This is a genomic window from Enterobacter sp. MGH 33 (genome assembly GCF_000534535.1).
Taxonomy (GTDB): Bacteria; Pseudomonadota; Gammaproteobacteria; order Enterobacterales; family Enterobacteriaceae; genus Enterobacter; species Enterobacter hormaechei_C.
The window spans coordinates 2288801-2305686 of the sequence record NZ_KI973212.1; the positions used below are offsets into that span (position 1 = coordinate 2288801).

At 55.8% G+C, this 16886-nt stretch carries 18 protein-coding genes; 7 read left to right on the top strand and 11 right to left on the bottom strand.

Annotation, left to right across the window (positions count from 1 at the left end):
- Positions 1 to 154: 154 nt before the first annotated feature.
- Complete coding sequence (gene punC / locus L379_RS13130; RefSeq protein ID WP_032653342.1) at positions 155 to 1354, bottom strand: purine nucleoside transporter PunC; 1200 nt, start codon at positions 1352 to 1354, stop codon at positions 155 to 157.
- A gap of 112 nt (positions 1355 to 1466) precedes the next feature.
- Here punC and punR point away from each other — a divergent pair, with 112 nt between their 5' ends.
- Positions 1467 to 2378, top strand: coding sequence for a DNA-binding transcriptional activator PunR (gene punR, locus L379_RS13125; RefSeq protein WP_032653345.1), 912 nt, complete (start codon positions 1467 to 1469; stop codon positions 2376 to 2378).
- A 17-nt stretch (positions 2379 to 2395) separates the two neighbouring features.
- On the opposite strand, the gene purR is transcribed toward punR, so the two are convergent.
- Positions 2396 to 3421 carry an HTH-type transcriptional repressor PurR gene (purR, locus tag L379_RS13120; protein ID WP_003857634.1) on the bottom strand — a complete coding sequence of 342 codons (1026 nt, stop codon included), beginning with the start codon at positions 3419 to 3421 and terminating at the stop codon, positions 2396 to 2398.
- A gap of 297 nt (positions 3422 to 3718) precedes the next feature.
- On the opposite strand from purR, the gene L379_RS25855 reads away from it, so the two are divergent.
- Complete coding sequence (locus tag L379_RS25855) at positions 3719 to 3808, top strand: cytochrome bd-I oxidase subunit CydH (protein ID WP_003857632.1); 90 nt, start codon at positions 3719 to 3721, stop codon at positions 3806 to 3808.
- 161 nt (positions 3809 to 3969) lie between these two features.
- On the top strand, positions 3970 to 5136 hold the full coding sequence (locus L379_RS13110; protein WP_017384607.1) for an MFS transporter: 1167 nt from the start codon (positions 3970 to 3972) through the stop codon (positions 5134 to 5136).
- A 37-nt stretch (positions 5137 to 5173) separates the two neighbouring features.
- On the opposite strand, the gene sodB is transcribed toward L379_RS13110, so the two are convergent.
- Positions 5174 to 5755, bottom strand: a complete 582-nt coding sequence (gene sodB / locus L379_RS13105) for a superoxide dismutase [Fe] (protein ID WP_017384606.1) — start codon at positions 5753 to 5755, stop codon at positions 5174 to 5176.
- 122 nt (positions 5756 to 5877) lie between these two features.
- Entirely contained in the window at positions 5878 to 6636 is a 759-nt protein-coding gene (locus tag L379_RS13100) for a C40 family peptidase (protein WP_017384605.1), read from the bottom strand.
- Positions 6637 to 6974: 338 nt separating this feature from the next.
- Between L379_RS13100 and grxD the strand changes: the two genes are divergently transcribed.
- Positions 6975 to 7322 (top strand): monothiol glutaredoxin 4, encoded by a 348-nt coding sequence (grxD, locus tag L379_RS13095; protein WP_003832760.1) that lies wholly within the window; start codon positions 6975 to 6977, stop codon positions 7320 to 7322.
- 78 nt (positions 7323 to 7400) lie between these two features.
- Here the strand turns inward: grxD and rnt are convergent, their stop codons facing one another.
- The 5 genes from rnt to eptA form a co-directional block, all read right to left on the bottom strand.
- Positions 7401 to 8060, bottom strand: a complete 660-nt coding sequence (gene rnt, locus L379_RS13090; protein ID WP_003857625.1) for a ribonuclease T — start codon at positions 8058 to 8060, stop codon at positions 7401 to 7403.
- Between the two features lie 96 nt (positions 8061 to 8156).
- Positions 8157 to 8564, bottom strand: coding sequence for a lactoylglutathione lyase (gene gloA, locus L379_RS13085; protein ID WP_003857623.1), 408 nt, complete (start codon positions 8562 to 8564; stop codon positions 8157 to 8159).
- A gap of 99 nt (positions 8565 to 8663) precedes the next feature.
- Positions 8664 to 9761 carry an alkene reductase gene (locus L379_RS13080; RefSeq protein WP_015570682.1) on the bottom strand — a complete coding sequence of 366 codons (1098 nt, stop codon included), beginning with the start codon at positions 9759 to 9761 and terminating at the stop codon, positions 8664 to 8666.
- A gap of 53 nt (positions 9762 to 9814) precedes the next feature.
- A complete protein-coding gene (locus tag L379_RS13075) occupies positions 9815 to 10414 on the bottom strand; it encodes a TetR/AcrR family transcriptional regulator (protein WP_017384602.1) in 600 nt (199 codons plus the stop codon).
- A 41-nt stretch (positions 10415 to 10455) separates the two neighbouring features.
- Entirely contained in the window at positions 10456 to 12081 is a 1626-nt protein-coding gene (gene eptA / locus L379_RS13070; protein WP_015570680.1) for a phosphoethanolamine transferase EptA, read from the bottom strand.
- 147 nt (positions 12082 to 12228) lie between these two features.
- Between eptA and L379_RS0124005 the strand changes: the two genes are divergently transcribed.
- From L379_RS0124005 to sodC, 3 genes are all read left to right on the top strand, one after another.
- On the top strand, positions 12229 to 12468 hold the full coding sequence (locus L379_RS0124005) for a DUF1289 domain-containing protein (RefSeq protein WP_017384600.1): 240 nt from the start codon (positions 12229 to 12231) through the stop codon (positions 12466 to 12468).
- A 48-nt stretch (positions 12469 to 12516) separates the two neighbouring features.
- On the top strand, positions 12517 to 13413 hold the full coding sequence (locus L379_RS13065; protein WP_015570678.1) for an aldo/keto reductase: 897 nt from the start codon (positions 12517 to 12519) through the stop codon (positions 13411 to 13413).
- 82 nt (positions 13414 to 13495) lie between these two features.
- A complete protein-coding gene (sodC, locus tag L379_RS13060) occupies positions 13496 to 14014 on the top strand; it encodes a superoxide dismutase [Cu-Zn] SodC (RefSeq protein WP_023303563.1) in 519 nt (172 codons plus the stop codon).
- Here the strand turns inward: sodC and L379_RS13055 are convergent.
- Together L379_RS13055 and L379_RS13050 are read right to left on the bottom strand one after the other, a co-directional pair.
- Positions 13993 to 16026: an FUSC family protein gene (locus L379_RS13055; RefSeq protein ID WP_026080711.1), complete on the bottom strand. Its 2034-nt coding sequence runs from the start codon at positions 16024 to 16026 to the stop codon at positions 13993 to 13995. The two genes, sodC and L379_RS13055, sit on opposite strands and share 22 nt — an antisense overlap.
- The gene (locus L379_RS13050) at positions 16026 to 16886 is read right to left on the bottom strand and encodes an efflux RND transporter periplasmic adaptor subunit (RefSeq protein WP_026080710.1); all 861 of its coding nucleotides are present in this window, start codon (positions 16884 to 16886) and stop codon (positions 16026 to 16028) included. Before L379_RS13050 ends, L379_RS13055 begins: the two co-directional genes overlap by 1 nt.

A 16886-nucleotide genomic window follows, 5' to 3' on the forward strand; every position in this document is an offset into this window, starting at 1 on the left:
TCCATGGTAAAACGGGAGCGCTCCGGCTCCCGTTAACACTTAATATTTATCGTATTTAATCGAACCAAATTTAGTATAGGCCGCAAAATTTGGTGATTCAACAGAAAATTGTTAGCAACCTAATCACTGGTATTTAACATAGTTTCCCGCGCAATCAGGCGTGCGACGTTTCTGTCTGCGCGTTTTCACTCTGCTCGCGATGGGCTGAGGACTGCATGCGATAGCCCAAACCCGACAGCGCAACGGTGACCAGCATCACGCTGGTAGTGGTGAGCAGCGGGGTTGCAATCAACGCAGAGACCACGAGACTTGCCAGGAAGCACAGGCCAAGTTGCAGGGTATTTTGCAGCGCGGCAGCGCGGCCTGTCGCCTGCGGAAATAGACGCAACGCCTGGGCTACAACAATAGGGTAGATGGCCCCGTTAGCGATCGCCATGACGCAGAACGGAATCAAAATTTCTGCAAGCCCGGCGCCGGGTATAAAGCCGACAGCCCAGGTCGCAATCACGCTTAGCGCATACAAAACCAGCAGCCAGGGCAGCATCTGTTGGCCTTCCCATTTTTGCAGCGCGGCGCGACAGCCATAGCCACCCACCAGGAAGGCGATGGTCTGTGGTACATAGCTCAGGCCGATAGCCGCCGGGCTGTAGCCCATGTCATGCAGAATGAACGGCGAACCGGTTAGCCAGGCAAAGAAGCTGGCAGAGCAGGCAGCATAAATCAGCACGTTACCGCGATAGGCTTTCGACCGCAGTAAAGAGGTAAAGGTGATGGGCTTTGCGTCCGGATGCGTCTCTTTTTTATGCGCAGGTTTAAGCCCGAAAGCAGGCAGCATCAGGACCAGCGTAATAGCAAAGAGCGTGGCGAAAATGGCCTGCCAGTCGAAATGCGCCAGGATCCAGCTGCCCAGTAACGGGGCAAGCGCCGGCGACAGGCCGACCAGCGGCATAATAGTGGCGAATATGCGGTTAGTGCGCGAGGCGGGGTAGTAATCGGTCACCAGCGCCTGCCAGGTCACCGCTGCGGCGCAGACACCGACCGCCTGAATAAAGCGCAGCGCCAGCAGCCAGGCGGCATCGCGGACCCACAGCATGCCCAGACAGCCTACGGCAAAAATCGCCAGACCCAACAACAGGACGGGCTTACGGCCGAAACGATCCGAGAGCGGCCCCCACAGCAATTGCGCAAAAGCAAAGCCGGCGAGGAACAAACTTAAACTGGCGCTGATGGCGGCGGCAGGGGTTTGCAAATCTTCCTGCATCGCGGCGAACGCGGGCAGATACATATCGGTCGCCAAAAAGCCCAGCACGCTTAAGCCGCCGAGCCAGACTAAAAATCCTTTCCTGGGTTGCACTTTTTTTCTCCTGAGGAGGCAGGTGTACGTTGGCGCAGAGTGTAGGGAGTGCAAAGCGGCTTGTGAAACGCTAATATTTGGCGGGTGCATTCAAAAAATTTGCAGGCTAAAGATGTGGTCAGATTATTCCCTTGAAGTGGTTGATGCCGTGGCGCGTAACGGCAGCTTTACCGGTGCCGCCCAGGAGCTGCATCGCGTTCCCTCGGCTATCAGCTATACGGTGCGCCAGCTGGAAGCGTGGCTGGCGGTCCCGCTGTTCGAGCGGCGCCATCGCGACGTGGAGCTCACGCCTGCCGGCGCGTGGTTTTTGAAGGAAGGGCGGTCTGTTATCAAAAAAATGCAGATCACCCGTGAGCAGTGCCAGCAGATCGCCAACGGCTGGCGCGGGCATCTCGCTATCGCGGTGGATAACATCGTTAAGCCGGAACGGACCCGGCAGATGATCGTCGATTTCTATCGTCATTTTACCGACGTCGAACTGCGTGTTTCGCAGGAAGTGTTCAACGGCGTCTGGGATGCGCTGGCGGACGGCAGGGCGGAGATGGCGATTGGTGCAACCCAGGCGATCCCGGTTGGGGGGCGCTACGCGTTTCGCGACATGGGCATGCTGAGCTGGACCTGCGTGGTCGCGCGCGATCACCCGCTGGCGGCGCAGGAAGGTCCGCTGAGCGATGACACCTTACGCAACTGGCCCTCGCTGGTGCTGGAAGATACCTCCCGCTCGCTGCCCAAGCGCATTACCTGGCTGCTGGATAATCAGCGCCGCGTGGTCGCGCCGGACTGGGAGTCGTCGGCCACCTGTCTGAGCGCGGGGCTGTGCGTTGGCATGGTGCCGGTGCATTTTGCGCGCCCGCGCATCGACGCGGGAGAGTGGGTGGCTCTGACGCTGGAAAACCCCTTCCCGGATGCCGCGTGCTGTCTGACGTGGCAGCAAAACGACGTCTCGCCCGCCATGGCCTGGCTGCTGGATTATCTGGGCGACAGCGAAACGCTGAACCGGGAGTGGTTGCGGGAACCAGCATAGCTGGCCCCGTAAAGTGATTAACGACGGTAGTCGCGGAACGGACCGTCCGCAACGGAACGGCGTTCAATCAGGCGCGGGTGAACTTCAATGGACTGGGACTGTTCACGCTTGTTGACGATCCTGTCCAGCAGCATGTTGAAGGCCGTTTCACCCAGCGAATCTTTCGGCTGGTGAATGGTGGTCAGCGCCGGGGTAAAGAAGCGGGCGTTGCGCACGTTGTCATAGCCGATCACCGAGATATCCTGCGGGACGCGCAGGCCGAGTTCATCCGCCGCGCAGAGCGCGCCCATCGCCATGATGTCGCCGCCGCAGAACACCGCGGTAGGGCGATGCGGCTGGGAGACGATCTGCTGCATGGCGCGATAGCCCGACTCCGGCTCGAAGTCGCCCTGAACAATCCAGTTTTCCGGCACGGTGATCAGCGCCTCTTCCATCGCTTTCATGAAACCGGCCAGACGGCCAGCTCCGGTGTTACGCTCCAGCGGACCCGGGATCACGCCAATTTCACGATGACCGCGTTCTACCAGATAACGCCCCGCCATGTAGCCGCCTTCAAAGGCGTTATCAATAACGGAGTCGGTGAAGTCTGCGCGCGCTTCGCCCCAGTCCATGACCACCATCGGAATGTGGCGATACTCTTCCAGCATGGAAAGGACCGACTCAGGGTATTCAGAACACATTACCAGCAGGCCGTCGACGCGCTTTTGCGCCATCATTGACAGGTAAGCGCGCTGTTTTTCAATGTTGTTCCACGCGTTGCCCAGAATCAGGGTATAGCCTTTCTGGAAGCAGTTTTTTTCAACGGCTTCGATGATTTCAGCAAAGTAGGCCGCTTCACTGCTGGTGGCCAGCAGGCCAATCGATTTGGTGTGATTAACCTTCAGGCTGCGGGCGACGGCACTTGGCGAGTAGTGCAGTTCTTTGATTGCCGCCCAGACGGCATTACGCGTCTCTTCAGCGACGAAACGCGTTTTGTTAATAACATGTGATACGGTTGTAGTGGAAACGTTTGCGCGTTTTGCTACGTCTTTAATTGTTGCCATTAAATGTCACTCCAGACCATATCCTAAGCTCCTGAAAAAATTGAAGGTAAACGTTTGCCTTCTCTCACCCTTATCACGCAAACATGAGTTGCGACACGCCGGGAAAACGACACAGGACGTCAGGAGGGGGTCAGTGGCCGGTACGCTAATAAATTTAGCGTGGAATTTTGTCCTATCTTGATGAAAAGGGGAAGAGGTAAAGTGGATATCCGTTTAAATCCTGGAAGATTTTTGACCTGAACTGTGTAAAAATGAGCAAGCTCACTTTTCGTAGGGTGAATAAAAGGAGAAAAATTGATGAGTACCGATCTGAAGTTTTCGCTGTTTACCACCATTGTTGTTCTTGCTCTGATTGTTGCCGGTGGTTTAACCGCTGCACTGCACTGATTCAGGCGGAGGGAGAACTTTCTCCCTCTCTTGCTGCTATTGTTACCTCTCCGGCAAAAATCTTTTGCCAAAATGTTAACTTCTCATTTTTTGTGATTGATGTCATGCTTTTGACTTCTTAGTTCTGTGCCGGGTTATGGCACGGTATCCGGAGTCTCTTCATGAAAATCAATTTTCCCCTGCTGGCCCTGGCGATTGGCGCCTTTGGGATTGGCACCACTGAATTCTCCCCGATGGGGTTATTGCCTGTTATCGCCCGGGGTGTGGATGTCTCTATCCCTGCGGCTGGTATGTTAATTAGCGCCTACGCGATTGGCGTGATGGTGGGCGCGCCGCTGATGACGCTGCTGCTTTCGCACCGCGCTCGCCGCAATGCGCTGATTTTCCTGATGGCGATTTTCACCCTCGGAAATGTGCTTTCCGCGATTTCGCCCGATTACACCACTCTGATGCTTTCGCGCATTCTGACCAGCCTCAACCATGGCGCCTTCTTCGGACTGGGCTCGGTTGTCGCCGCCAGTGTGGTGCCAAAACATAAGCAGGCCAGCGCGGTAGCCACTATGTTTATGGGCCTCACCATCGCTAATATCGGCGGCGTTCCCGCTGCCACCTGGCTGGGAGAAGCCATCGGCTGGCGTATGTCTTTCCTCGCAACCGCCGGACTGGGCGTGGTCGCGATGGTTGCGCTGTTCTTCTCACTGCCGAAAGGAAGTGCGGGAGAACGTCCGGAAGTACGTAAAGAGCTGGCGGTGCTGATGCGTCCTCAGGTGTTGTCCGCGCTGCTCACCACGGTGCTGGGGGCGGGGGCGATGTTTACGCTCTACACCTATATCTCCCCGGTGTTGCACGACATTACCCACGCAACGCCACTCTTTGTTACCGCGATGCTGGTGCTGATTGGTGTCGGGTTCTCGATTGGCAACTATCTCGGCGGGAAATTTGCCGACCGCTCCGTCAGCGGTACGCTGAAAGGTTTTTTAACGCTGCTGATTGTCATCATGGTGGCGATCCCGTGGCTGGCGCGTAACGAAGTGGGGGCCGCGATTGCCATGGTGGTGTGGGGCGCCGCAACCTTTGCCGTGGTGCCACCGTTGCAGATGCGCGTAATGCGCGTTGCGCACGAAGCGCCGGGGCTCTCTTCGTCGGTGAATATCGGTGCGTTTAACCTGGGCAATGCGCTGGGGGCCGCAGCGGGCGGGGCGGTGATCTCCGGTGGTTTGGGTTACAGCTTTGTGCCGGTGATGGGGGCGATCATTGCTGCACTCGGCCTGCTGCTGGTGATGATGTCTGGTCGTAAACAGCCTGAAGCGGTGTGTACGGCGGAATAAACAAAAACGCAGAAGGGCTGCCCCTTCTGCGTGTCTCTTACGCGGCGAAGTTCTTCGCAACAAATTCCCAGTTAACCAGTGCCCAGAAGTGTTCCAGGTAGTTCGGGCGCGCATTACGGTAATCAATGTAATAGGCGTGTTCCCATACGTCCACGGTCATCAGCGGCGTGGCGCTGGTGGTCAGAGGGGTACCCGCATTAGAAGTGGAAACGATAGCCAGTTTGCCATCAGCCTCTTTTACCAGCCAGGTCCAGCCGGAGCCAAAGTTTTTAACGGCTGCGTCAGTAAACTTCGCTTTAAAATCCGCGAAACTGCCGAACGCGGCGTTAATCGCTGCCGCCAGCTCACCGGCAGGTTCTCCGCCTGCGTTTGGGGCCAGGCAGTGCCAGTAGAAGGTGTGGTTCCACACCTGAGCGGCGTTGTTGAATACGCCACCGTCTGAACTGCGCACGATCTCTTCCAGCGTTTTGCCTTCAAAATCGGTGCCCTTGATCAGGTTATTCAGGTTGGTGACATAGGTCTGGTGATGCTTGCCGTAATGGTATTCCAGGGTTTCCGCGGAAATATGCGGGGCCAGGGCGTCTTTTGCATACGGTAGTGCAGGTAATTCGAACGACATTGCTTCTCTCCTTATAGTTTTATACGTTGCCAATAACCCTACAGACAACAAGGACAGAATAGCAAATTGAAAGGGTATGCAAAAGAGGAACTTACCCTGCCATGGAGGCGGCAGGGCAGGGTTTAGCGAATGGTTTTTGGCGTCATCACGCGGCGCGCACCCACATAGTGGCGCACCCAATAATCTTCGCTGAGAGAGGTGATCTGAATGTCCTGACCGCTGCGCGGTGACTGGATAAATTTACCGTTACCCACATACACCCCAACGTGATCGGCCGTACCGCGTCCCTGGGTGCGGAAGAACACCAGGTCGCCATTTTGCAGTTCGCCACGGTTTACAGGCGCGGCGTCGCGCAGATGGTACATCTCATTGGCGGTGCGTGGAATGCGAAACTTCACCAGATCTTTATAGGCATAATAAACCAGCCCACTACAGTCAAAACCGGTGCGCGGAGAGGTGCCACCCCAGCGATAGGGTTTACCTATTTGCCCCATCAGTTTGTTCATCGCCGTTTTTTGCGCTTTCTGCATACGCGCTTTATGCACGTCAGCCAGCTTCGTCACTTTTGCGCATTTCGTTTTATGGCCTTTGCGCACGGTGCATTTTTCATTCACCAGGCTGGCGGTCGTGCGGGTGGTTTTGTGCGTGCCGGAACGGAGAGTTTTGGGTTTACTGGAGGCGGTCTTTTTGGTCTGAGCGGTGGTTTTCTTCTTTACTGTTTTACTGGTGGTTTTTTTCTTACGTTCTGTGGTTTTTGCCAGATGCGATTTTTGTACAGCAGAATGCCGCGCCTGTTCAGAGGCGTTCGCCGCTGGCGTAAATGAGAGTGTGGTAAACAGTAAAGCACAGAGCGTCATCGAGATTTTAGTTATCCGCGCCACTGGGCAGTCCCCTGATAAATGCAGGCCACAATGCATACCCGCGTGAGATTTACAAAACCTGTCGATTCTAATCCATAAATTCAGAAGAAGTTAATAGCATTTTTCATTCAAAAATTATGTTTCGTTAGCAAGTGCAAAAAAATTCACCATTCTGACGCACTCCTGTTCGCTCCTTAAGCAAAACCGCACCTCGTCTGGGGATAAACGACATTAGCAATGCAACTTTATGCGATAAGCGATAATATAATTAGACGTGACAAAAATGTTATTTTCCGATGTCGGCCTGACCCGCTACAATGTCAGACTGATGCCGTAACAGAAGTTAAAGGAAGCAAGACATGAGCACCACTATTGAAAAAATTCAGCGCCAGATCGCTGAAAACCCGATTCTCCTGTACATGAAAGGTTCTCCGAAGCTGCCAAGCTGCGGCTTCTCCGCGCAAGCGGTTCAGGCACTGTCCGCCTGTGGTGAGCGTTTTGCTTACGTTGATATCCTGCAAAACCCGGACATTCGCGCTGAACTGCCAAAATACGCCAACTGGCCGACCTTCCCACAGCTGTGGGTTGATGGTGAACTGGTCGGCGGATGCGACATCCTGATTGAAATGTATCAGCGCGGCGAACTGCAACAGCTGATCAAAGAGACTGCGGCGAAGTATAAAACCGAAGAGCCGGACGCAGAGTAAGTTTTCTGCGGATATAAAAAAGCGACCACATTATGTTGGTCGCTTTTTTTTGTCCTGTGGGGCTATTGATTACCCAACCTACGATTGAAGATCGGCCTCGTCGCCCATCGGCAGCGGCCAGCCGCCGAGACGTTTCCAGCGGTTGACGATCTCACAGAACAGCTCCGCCGTACGCTCGGTGTCGTATAACGCGGAATGCGCCTGGGTGCCGTCAAACGCAATACCCGCCGTGATGCAGGCTTTAGAGAGCACGGTTTGCCCCAGCGCCAGGCCGCTCAGCGCGGCGGTGTCGAAGGTCACAAACGGATGGAATGGATTACGCTTGAGCGAGGCACGCTCGGCGGCAGCCATAGTGAAGCTGTGATCAAAGGTGGCATTGTGGGCCACCATAATGGCGCGGCTACAGTCATTCTCTTTCATGCCTTTGCGCACCATTTTGAAAATGGCGTGCAGCGCCTCGTATTCGCTTACCGCCCCGCGCAGCGGGTTTGTCGGATCGATACCGTTAAAGGCCAGCGCCTCTGGCTGTAAGTTTGCCCCTTCAAAGGGTTCAACGTGGAAATGCAGCGTGGTGTCCGGTACAAGCCAGCCCTGTTCATCCATCTTCAGCGTGATGGCGGCAATCTCAAGCAGCGCATCGGTTTTAGCGTTAAATCCGGCTGTTTCAACATCAATGACAACGGGATAAAAACCACGAAAACGGTCGCACAGACCGGTAAATTGAGCGTTATCGGACATCAGGGTCTCTTACAAGGGGGAAAAAGCAGTGCGCATTATGGCAAATTTTGAGAGGGGATGCAGCAAAACAACGGGCGCAAAGTGCGCCCTGCGGGATCAATTGCCCAGGCCGCGACCAGCGTCTTTGGCTTCGATCAGTTCGATTTTATAACCGTCCGGATCTTCCACAAACGCAATTACGGTGGTACCGCCTTTAACCGGACCGGCTTCACGGGTGACGTTACCGCCATTGCTGCGGATACGTTCGCAGGCTTCGGCGGCGTTATCCACTTCCAGCGCGATGTGGCCGTAAGCTGTACCCAGCTCGTAGCTGTCCACGCCCCAGTTGTAGGTCAGCTCGATGACCGCTTCATCAGATTCCGGGCCGTAACCGACAAACGCCAGGGAGTATTTATATTCCGGATTTTCGCTGGTGCGCAGCAGCTTCATGCCCAGAACGTTAGTGTAGAAATCGATGGAACGTTGCAGGTCGCCAACGCGCAGCATGGTGTGAAGTAGGCGCATAATTTCCTCATTAACCAGTGGAATGGATTATCTTTTTGAACAGAAACGATGTTTTAGTATAGCGGCGAAAGGTCGCCGCTATCAATGTACAAAGCGGGATTACAGTGAAGGGTAGTCGGTATAACCTTCCGCGCCGCCGCCATAGAAACTTTCAGGGCGCTGCGGGTTCAGTTCGGCTTTCTTCTGCAAACGGGCAACCAGATCCGGGTTAGCAATGTAGTCACGGCCAAAGGCCACTGCGTCGATCAGGCCTTTACCGATCAAATCCTCGGCTTTCTCTGCCGTATACGCACCCGCCCCGATAATCACGCCGTGGAAGCGCTCGCGCACTTTCTGACGGAAGGCTTCACTGTAAGGCTTGCCACCTGCCCAGTCCGGCTCGGACATGTGCAGATAGGCGATACCGCGTTTCGCCAGCTCTTCAATCAGATACAGCGCGTCTGCTTCTTCGTTCGGACCGTTGTCGACGTTCTGGAAAGTACCGATCGGGGAGACACGAATACCAATGCGGTCTGCGCTCCACTCATTACAGACAGCATCCACCACTTCAAGCACCAGACGCGCGCGGTTTTCAACGCTGCCGCCGTACTGGTCGGTACGCTGGTTGGAAGACGGGGACAGGAACTGATGCAGCAGGTAACCGTGCGCAGAGTGAAGCTCAACCAGGTCGAAGCCCGCTTCCCGGGCGTTGGCGACGGCCTGACGGAAATCATTCACGATACCCGGGATCTCGTCCAGCTCCAGCGCGCGTGGCGTGGTGGTGTCGACGCGGATCGCATTACCGTTTTCATCGCGCAGGGAAGTGCGGGTATTGGCGTTCAGGGCAGAGGCAGAAACCGGCGCCTGACCGCCAGGCTGGATGCTGCTGTGTGAGATACGACCGGTGTGCCACAGCTGAACCGCAATACGGCCATCTTCAGCATGCACGCCTGCGGTGATTTTTTTCCACGCGGCGATCTGTTCCGGGCTGTGCAGACCCGGTGCACCGGCGTAGCCTTTTGCCTGAGCAGAAATCTGCGTGGCTTCGGAGATAATCAGGCCCGCGCTGGCGCGCTGGCGGTAATACTCACCCATCAATGGCGTTGGGATATCGCCCGGCTCGATGCTGCGCAGACGGGTAAGTGGGGCCATAAACACGCGGTTTGGGGCAGTAACGGCACCCACTTTCAGTGGGGTAAACAGCTTTTCAGCGGACATAACGGCTCCTGAGTAGACCAGTCGACTAGTAAAAGGGTAAATAAAAACGCCGGCTACACGCCAGGCGCGGTAATACAGTTTTTCACATGCGCCAGCGCGCTTTCGAGCGGCACGGCGCTGCGAGACATTTTTGCTTGCAGGTTGGCGCCTAACCAGAGGGAATAGAGCACCTGTGCCTGCGTGAGCGGATCGCCGGAGAAGGAGAGCGTTTTTTCATTGCGCCCGCTCTCCAGCGCCTGAGCCAACAGGGCAATAACGCCGCTGGCCCCTTTATCCATTGCGGTGCGCATATCTTCGGAGAGATCGCACACTTCGGCAGACAGTTTTACCGTCAGGCAGCCGCTGATGATGCCCTGCTGACAGAACTGCGTCAGCGTTTCCTGATAGTAGTTCAGAACACGATCCCGGTAGTCACCTTCACCGCTGGCGAAGTGGGTTGCCAGGCGCTGATGGTAGCTGGCGTAGTGCCGCTCCAGCATGGCAACGCCGAACGCCTCTTTGGATCGAAAATAGTGATAAAACGATCCCTTAGGTACTTCAGCGGTTTTTAACAACTCGCTCAGCCCCATACCGGTAAACCCGCGATGCATGCAAAGGCGCTCGCCGGTAGCCAGCAAATGTTCTCGTGTATCGTGTTCAGTGTGTCTGCTCATGCCCTTACTCTAATAGACCGTTCGGTCTAATGCAAGCACGCTTAGCGACGACATTGCGACAGAATATCCAGCTGCGGTTGATAAACCGCTGATTTCACGTCCATCATGCCCAGAACGGTGGCGAATAAATTGTCCTGTGAAACCGCCTCTTTTGCGGCATGGTCACGCAGGCAAACCGTGTTTACGCCGAAGTTTTTCGCATAATCCGGGGAGAGCCAGAACATAAACGGAATATGCGTTTGCTGCTCCGGGGCCAGCATATACGGCGTACCGTGCAGGTAAATTCCGCTTTCACCCAGCGATTCACCGTGATCGGAGAGGTAAATGAGCGCCGTGTTCATGTTGGCCTGCCGGGCTTTTAGCGCGTCGATGGTTCGGCTGACCACGCTGTCGGTATACAAAATCGAGTTGTCATAGGTATTGATCAGCGACTGATGATCGCAATCCTGAATTTCATTGGTATCGCAGGTTGGGGTGAACTTGCGAAAGCTGTCCGGATAACGGTTGTAGTAGGCCGGACCGTGGCTGCCCATCAGATGAATAACCAGAACCGTATCCTGCTTTATTCCATCCAGTACGTTGTCCAGACGGTAGAGGTTGACGTCGTCGATACAGGATTTGTCCTTACAGAACTGATCCAGTTTCCACTGGGTCATGTCCGTGTGCGGCACGCGGTCGCAGGCGCCTTTACACCCGCCGTCGTTGTCGCGCCACAGCAGGTTGAAACCGGCATGGTTAAGTACATCGAGCAGACCTTCCTGGTGATGGGCGAGGTCCGCGTCATATTTTTTCCGCGTCATGCCGGAGAACATGCAGGGGACGGAAACGGCGGTTTCCGTGCCACAGGAGGAGGCCTGGGGGAAGTTGATGACATCCTGCTTTTTCAGCTCGGGGTTGGTTTCACGCGGGTAACCATTTAACGAGTAGTTTGCGGCGCGGGAGGCTTCGCCCACCACCACAATCAGCACGGTTTTCTTGCGTTGGCTGGAAATCAGCGCGCCTTTATGAGCATCCTCGCCAATGCGGACCAGCGTCTGGTCGCCGGCAAACCAGCGCATTTTGCTGTATTTCACCACGGCGCTCACGTAATTCGCCGGGGTAACCATTTTGACGATGCTTTTGTTATTGCGGAACAGAGAAGCATAGTCTTTATAAAACACCGCCGCGACCAGGATGATCACCAGCAGCGCGCCCAGCATAGCGGCGACACGCGTCAGGAGGGCATACCACCATTTTCCGGTGCGAATGCGCGTCAGGGCTAAAATAATCGATGGAACCAGACCCGCAACGACCAGCCACAGGATCATCTGCGGCGTCACCAGGGCAGTCGCTTCCTGGGAATTAGTTTCGAACACGTTCACAATCATGTTCTGATCGATAACCGTGCCATAGGTATACATAAACCAGGTTGCGGCGGCGCATCCCAGGGTCAGGACAATCATGAGCGGCTTGCGAATAAAGGGAATATTCAGCAGGCTGAAGACAATCACCCAGCCGCAGAACAGCACCAGCGGCACGCTGGCAGCAAACAGGAGATCGTGCAGATGCGCAGGCGCAATGATTGACCAGCTGCGCTGGATAAACAGTGCATTCAGTACGGTGAAGAAAAGTGCACAGCCCAGAGTAAATTTTATATCGTTACAGTGTAACTTTTTAGTGAACCACATGATGACCAGACCATTCGTTATATCAATGCGGCGAGTATAAGAAGGGAAGATTAGCGAAACCTTAATGCCCTGTATGTGGGGGTCATCCTTGCATGTAAGCCATTTAGGGTCTTCACTGTAGGGAATAATGACGTTCTGGAGGTAGGTGTGGCAGAGCAACTGGAGTTTTTCCCTGTCCAGAGCCCGTGCCGGGGTATTTGCCAGGTAGATGAACGAGGATACTGTCGTGGCTGCATGCGCACGCGCGATGAACGTTTTAACTGGCAAAATTTCAGCGACGCGCAAAAGCAGGAGGTCTTACGGCTCTGTCGACAGCGTCTGCTGCGTAAAATTCGTGCAAACAAAGCGGTTGAAAGCGAAGAACCTCAGCAACCTTCACTGTTTTAGCAGGGTAATTGCGTATACTGGTGACATGACTTCCTTGAGGAAAATGTTATGGTTCAGCGTATTACCCTTGCCCCGCAGGGCCCGGAATTCTCCCGATTTGTTATGGGCTACTGGCGCCTTATGGACTGGAATATGTCTCCGGTCCAGCTGGCGGACTTTATAGAAGAGCATCTCGATCTCGGGATCACCACCGTCGATCACGCTGATATTTATGGCGGCTATCAGTGCGAGGCTGCCTTTGGCGAAGCGCTGAAGCGTGCGCCGGCGCTGCGTGAACGTATGGAGATTGTGACCAAATGCGGTATTGCCACCACAGCAAAACCGGAGCATGCGCTTGGGCATTACATCACTGACAGCGCGCATATCGTTAAAAGCGCCGAGCAGTCACTGATTAACCTGGCCACCGATCGTATCGACCTGCTGCTGATCCACCGACCCGATCCGTTGATGGATGCGGATGAGGTCGCGGAAGCCTTCCTGACGCTGCACCAGAGCGGCAAAGTGCGCCATTTTGGCGTGTCTAACTTCACCCCGGCACAGTTTGCGCTATTGCAGTCTCGCCTGCCGTTTACGCTGGCGACGAATCAGGTGGAGATCTCGCCTGTTCATCAGCCGCTGCTGCTGGATGGCACGCTCGACCAACTGCAACAGCTGCGCATCCGTCCAATGGCATGGTCCTGTCTGGGAGGCGGCCGCCTGTTTAACGATGAGGCATTCCAGCCGCTGCGTAACGAGCTTGAAACGGTGGCGCGCGAACTGAATGCGGAGAGTATCGAGCAGGTGGTTTACGCCTGGATCCTGCGCCTGCCGTCTAAACCGCTGCCAATTATTGGCTCCGGCAAAATTGAGCGCGTCCGCGCTGCGCTTGTGGCTGAGGAGCTGGATATGACGCGTCAGCAGTGGTTCCGCATCCGCAAGGCGGCGCTGGGCTACGACGTACCCTGAGCACGCCTGAACCTGACTTTCCGGTGAAATCTGCGCCGCTGGTATAGACTTAAGGTGCAAAAAAATAACCCGTGGAGGTCTTATGAAGCGTTTTGCTCTGGCAATGGTCACGTTGGTTGTTTGTGCAGGTGCGCAGGCAGCCAGCGAGGACGTTGAAATGAATCTCGTCACTTCTCAGGGGGTAGGCCAGTCCATCGGGACGGTGAAAATCACCGAAACCGATAAAGGGCTGGAATTTGCTCCCGATCTCAAGGCTCTTCCACCCGGCGAACATGGTTTTCACGTTCATGCCAAAGGCAGCTGTCAACCCGCGATGAAAGAGGGGAAACCAACAGCTGCGGAAGCCGCAGGGGGGCATCTCGACCCGCACAACTCCGGTAAGCATGAAGGCCCGGAAGGGATGGGGCACCTCGGCGATTTGCCGGTGCTGGTGGTAAATAACGATGGTAAAGCCACCGATCCGGTTGTGGCGCCACGACTCAAAAAGCTTGACGAGGTCAAAGGCAAGGCGCTGATGGTCCACGTGGGCGGCGATAACATGTCCGATCAGCCTAAACCGCTTGGCGGCGGCGGGGCGCGCTATGCCTGCGGGGTGATCTGATCGCCAATCGTACCGGGTGGCGGCGCCTGTTCAAGCTGTGACAGGGAGCAGTGCAGCCGCCAGATAATGGACGCCAGATCGCGGGCCGCAGGCTGATGATGGTGCGCCAGCGCGTCGCAAATACGCTGAAGCTCGGCGAGCGTGACGCTCAGGGGGCGCTGCTGCACCCCGCGCTCGCTCATCACATCTCGGAGCATGGAAATACAGTTATCACGGACCTGCGACAGCGGATCGGAACGCGTCTCCCAGGCGCGCAGTTGCCACACCACGTGCGAACAGTTTAACAGCACCACGCCCCAGCGCAGCAGCCAGCGACGGGAGAGTGAATCCTGGCTGTTGTTCAGCTGGCTGACATGATGGTAAACCAGCGATTCATACTCGCTTTCGCGCAGATGCGGCCTGCGGCTCAGCTGATCGACAAAACCCCTGCGCAACTCCCGAATATGCCTGCGGCTTTTACGCGCGTCCGAGCCCGGGCGTAGCACAGCGAAAGCCAGCCACGCCAGCCCCACGCCGAGGATCTTCGCCAGGTTGTCGTTGAGAAAATCAGCGTAATCGTAAACCGGTGGATTCGTTACAGAGATAAATGAGCCCATAAAAACAATCAACTGACCCCACAGACCGGCCAGTTTAGGCATTTGCAGTTTGAGCAACTGCATGGTGGTTAATAGCGGGAAGAGAAACAGCAGAAATTGCCAGAGGTCGGTTATCTGCACCATCAAACCAAATTTCACCACGAAGCTGAATAGCGACAGCAGTACCAGCGTACGCAGCAGAAGCGTCAGGGAATTAAAGGGGGAAGCGGCGACGGAATAGAGCACGCAGCTGATTGCCGCAAGCGTCAGGGCCGCACTGCCCGCATCCCATTGCGTGGTGATGGCCCATGCGCCCACGGCCGTTAACGCGCAAAACGTACGAAAACCGCTCCACAGCGCCTCCATTGCGTCGGTATGGCGCGCCAGAGCAGGACTACCGGGAACGGAAAATTCGGTGACGGGCGTGGCATTCTCGACGGCTTTTAACCAGCGGCTGCTGCGCAGATACAGGCGGCAGAAATAGTTCAGACGCTGCCAGAAGGCACGGTGCCTGTAGTCATATTCATCCGTTGGGGCGAGCGGCGCGATAATGCGGGCCACGGTATAGATATCGGCATCCGGACGCGCAAGAGCGGCGAGCAGCGCCTCGATAATCTCCCGGGTATGGGCTGGCGGTGCAGGCCAGTTCAGCAACATCCGGCGAAGGCTTGAGATCGCGCTCGTCATCCGCAATTGCTGGTGCAGTAAATAGTTCAGAAGCGTGTTCTGGCGACGAAAACGGTAGTGGCTCCAGAAAGCCTGGATGCGCAACAGGTTCATGGTCAGGATCTGGCCGATGACCTTTTCGTGCGCGAGGCGGATGTCATCGCTGCTGTCAGGCTGCCAGAGCAGGCTGGCATGTTCCAGCAAACGTGCGTGCATAGTTTTAAGGGCGGTGATAAGCGTAGTGCCATCTGAGGTACTGGGCAGGATCATCATCATGACGCCCCCGCACAGAATGCCAACCATCACTTCACACACGCGTGCCTGGGCGATATCCCACAGCTCGGTGGTATCCAGCACGTTGACGACCGGAAAGGCGATAATGGCCGCGGTGTAACCCGCCAGCTGAAACGCATAGGCAACGTTATTGGTAAAATGGGCGCAGGCCCAGGTACACAGCCCCAGCCATGCCGACATGCTTAACAGAAAGAGCCAGGGATCGTTCAGGGTATGGCCGGCAAGAAGCAGTGCGGCGGTTGCCCCCAGCAGGCTACCCGCCACGCGCCCGAGGCTTTTACTGATAACGCCCCCGACGGTAGGGAAGCTGACGACCGCCGCAGAGGTCATCGCCCAGTAAGGCTCATCCAGATTCAGATAATAGGCAACCGTAAGCGCAAGGCACATGGCGATGCCGTTGCGCAGCGCATAACGCCACTGCGGCCGTGTCGCTTTTATCCACGGCGTATTGCGCCAGGAGAAAGCCCCCAGGTTCATCATCGCGATCCGATGGCGACGGTGCAGGTTGTGCCAGAGACCAGGGTAATGTCTTTCGGCAGTTGATCAAACTCGACGCGAACAGGCACCCGCTGAGCCAGGCGCACCCACGGGACGTTGGGTTTGATGTCAGGCACCAGGCCAGAATCGGTTTCCACGCTCTGATCGTATATTGCCCGACCTATGCTGCTAACGTGACCCTGTAACGTTTCTGCACCGCTGTAAAGCGTGATCCGGGCAGGCGCACCCTCGCGGATATGGCGCAGCTTGGTCTCTTCAAAATAACCTACAACATAGAAAGAGTGGCTATCGACCAGGGCGAAGACCGGCTGGCCTGTGGTGGCGTAATCACCCACACGGGTAGACAGGCTCGTGATCCATCCATCCACCGGGGCTTTGACTACGGTCTGGGTCAGTTGCCACTCGGCCTGTTTCAGCGTTGCCTCTGCAACCTTCAGGCTGGCCTGCATGGCTTTTACATTGATATTGGCGGTATCGAGATCCTCCGCAGAGATGTAATTTCTCGACAGATGGCGGCGGCGTTCGGCTTCGTTATTGGCTTTTGCCAGATCTGATTGAGCTTTTGCGAGCTGCGCCTGGGCATTAAGCACCGCAATGTGGAAAGGGGTCTCATCGATACGGAATAGCACATCGCCCGCATGAACGTACTGGTTGTCCTTCACCAGAAGCGCGCTGATACTGCCGGACACCTGTGGCGTGATGCTGACCTGTTCCGCGCGGATCTTGCCGTCACGCGTCCAGGGCGACTGCATGTAATAATTCCAGAGCCACCAGCCGGCCATCACCGCCAGCGCTAAAACGAAAAGAGTGGAAAAATATTTTAACGTTTTCAATGCTAT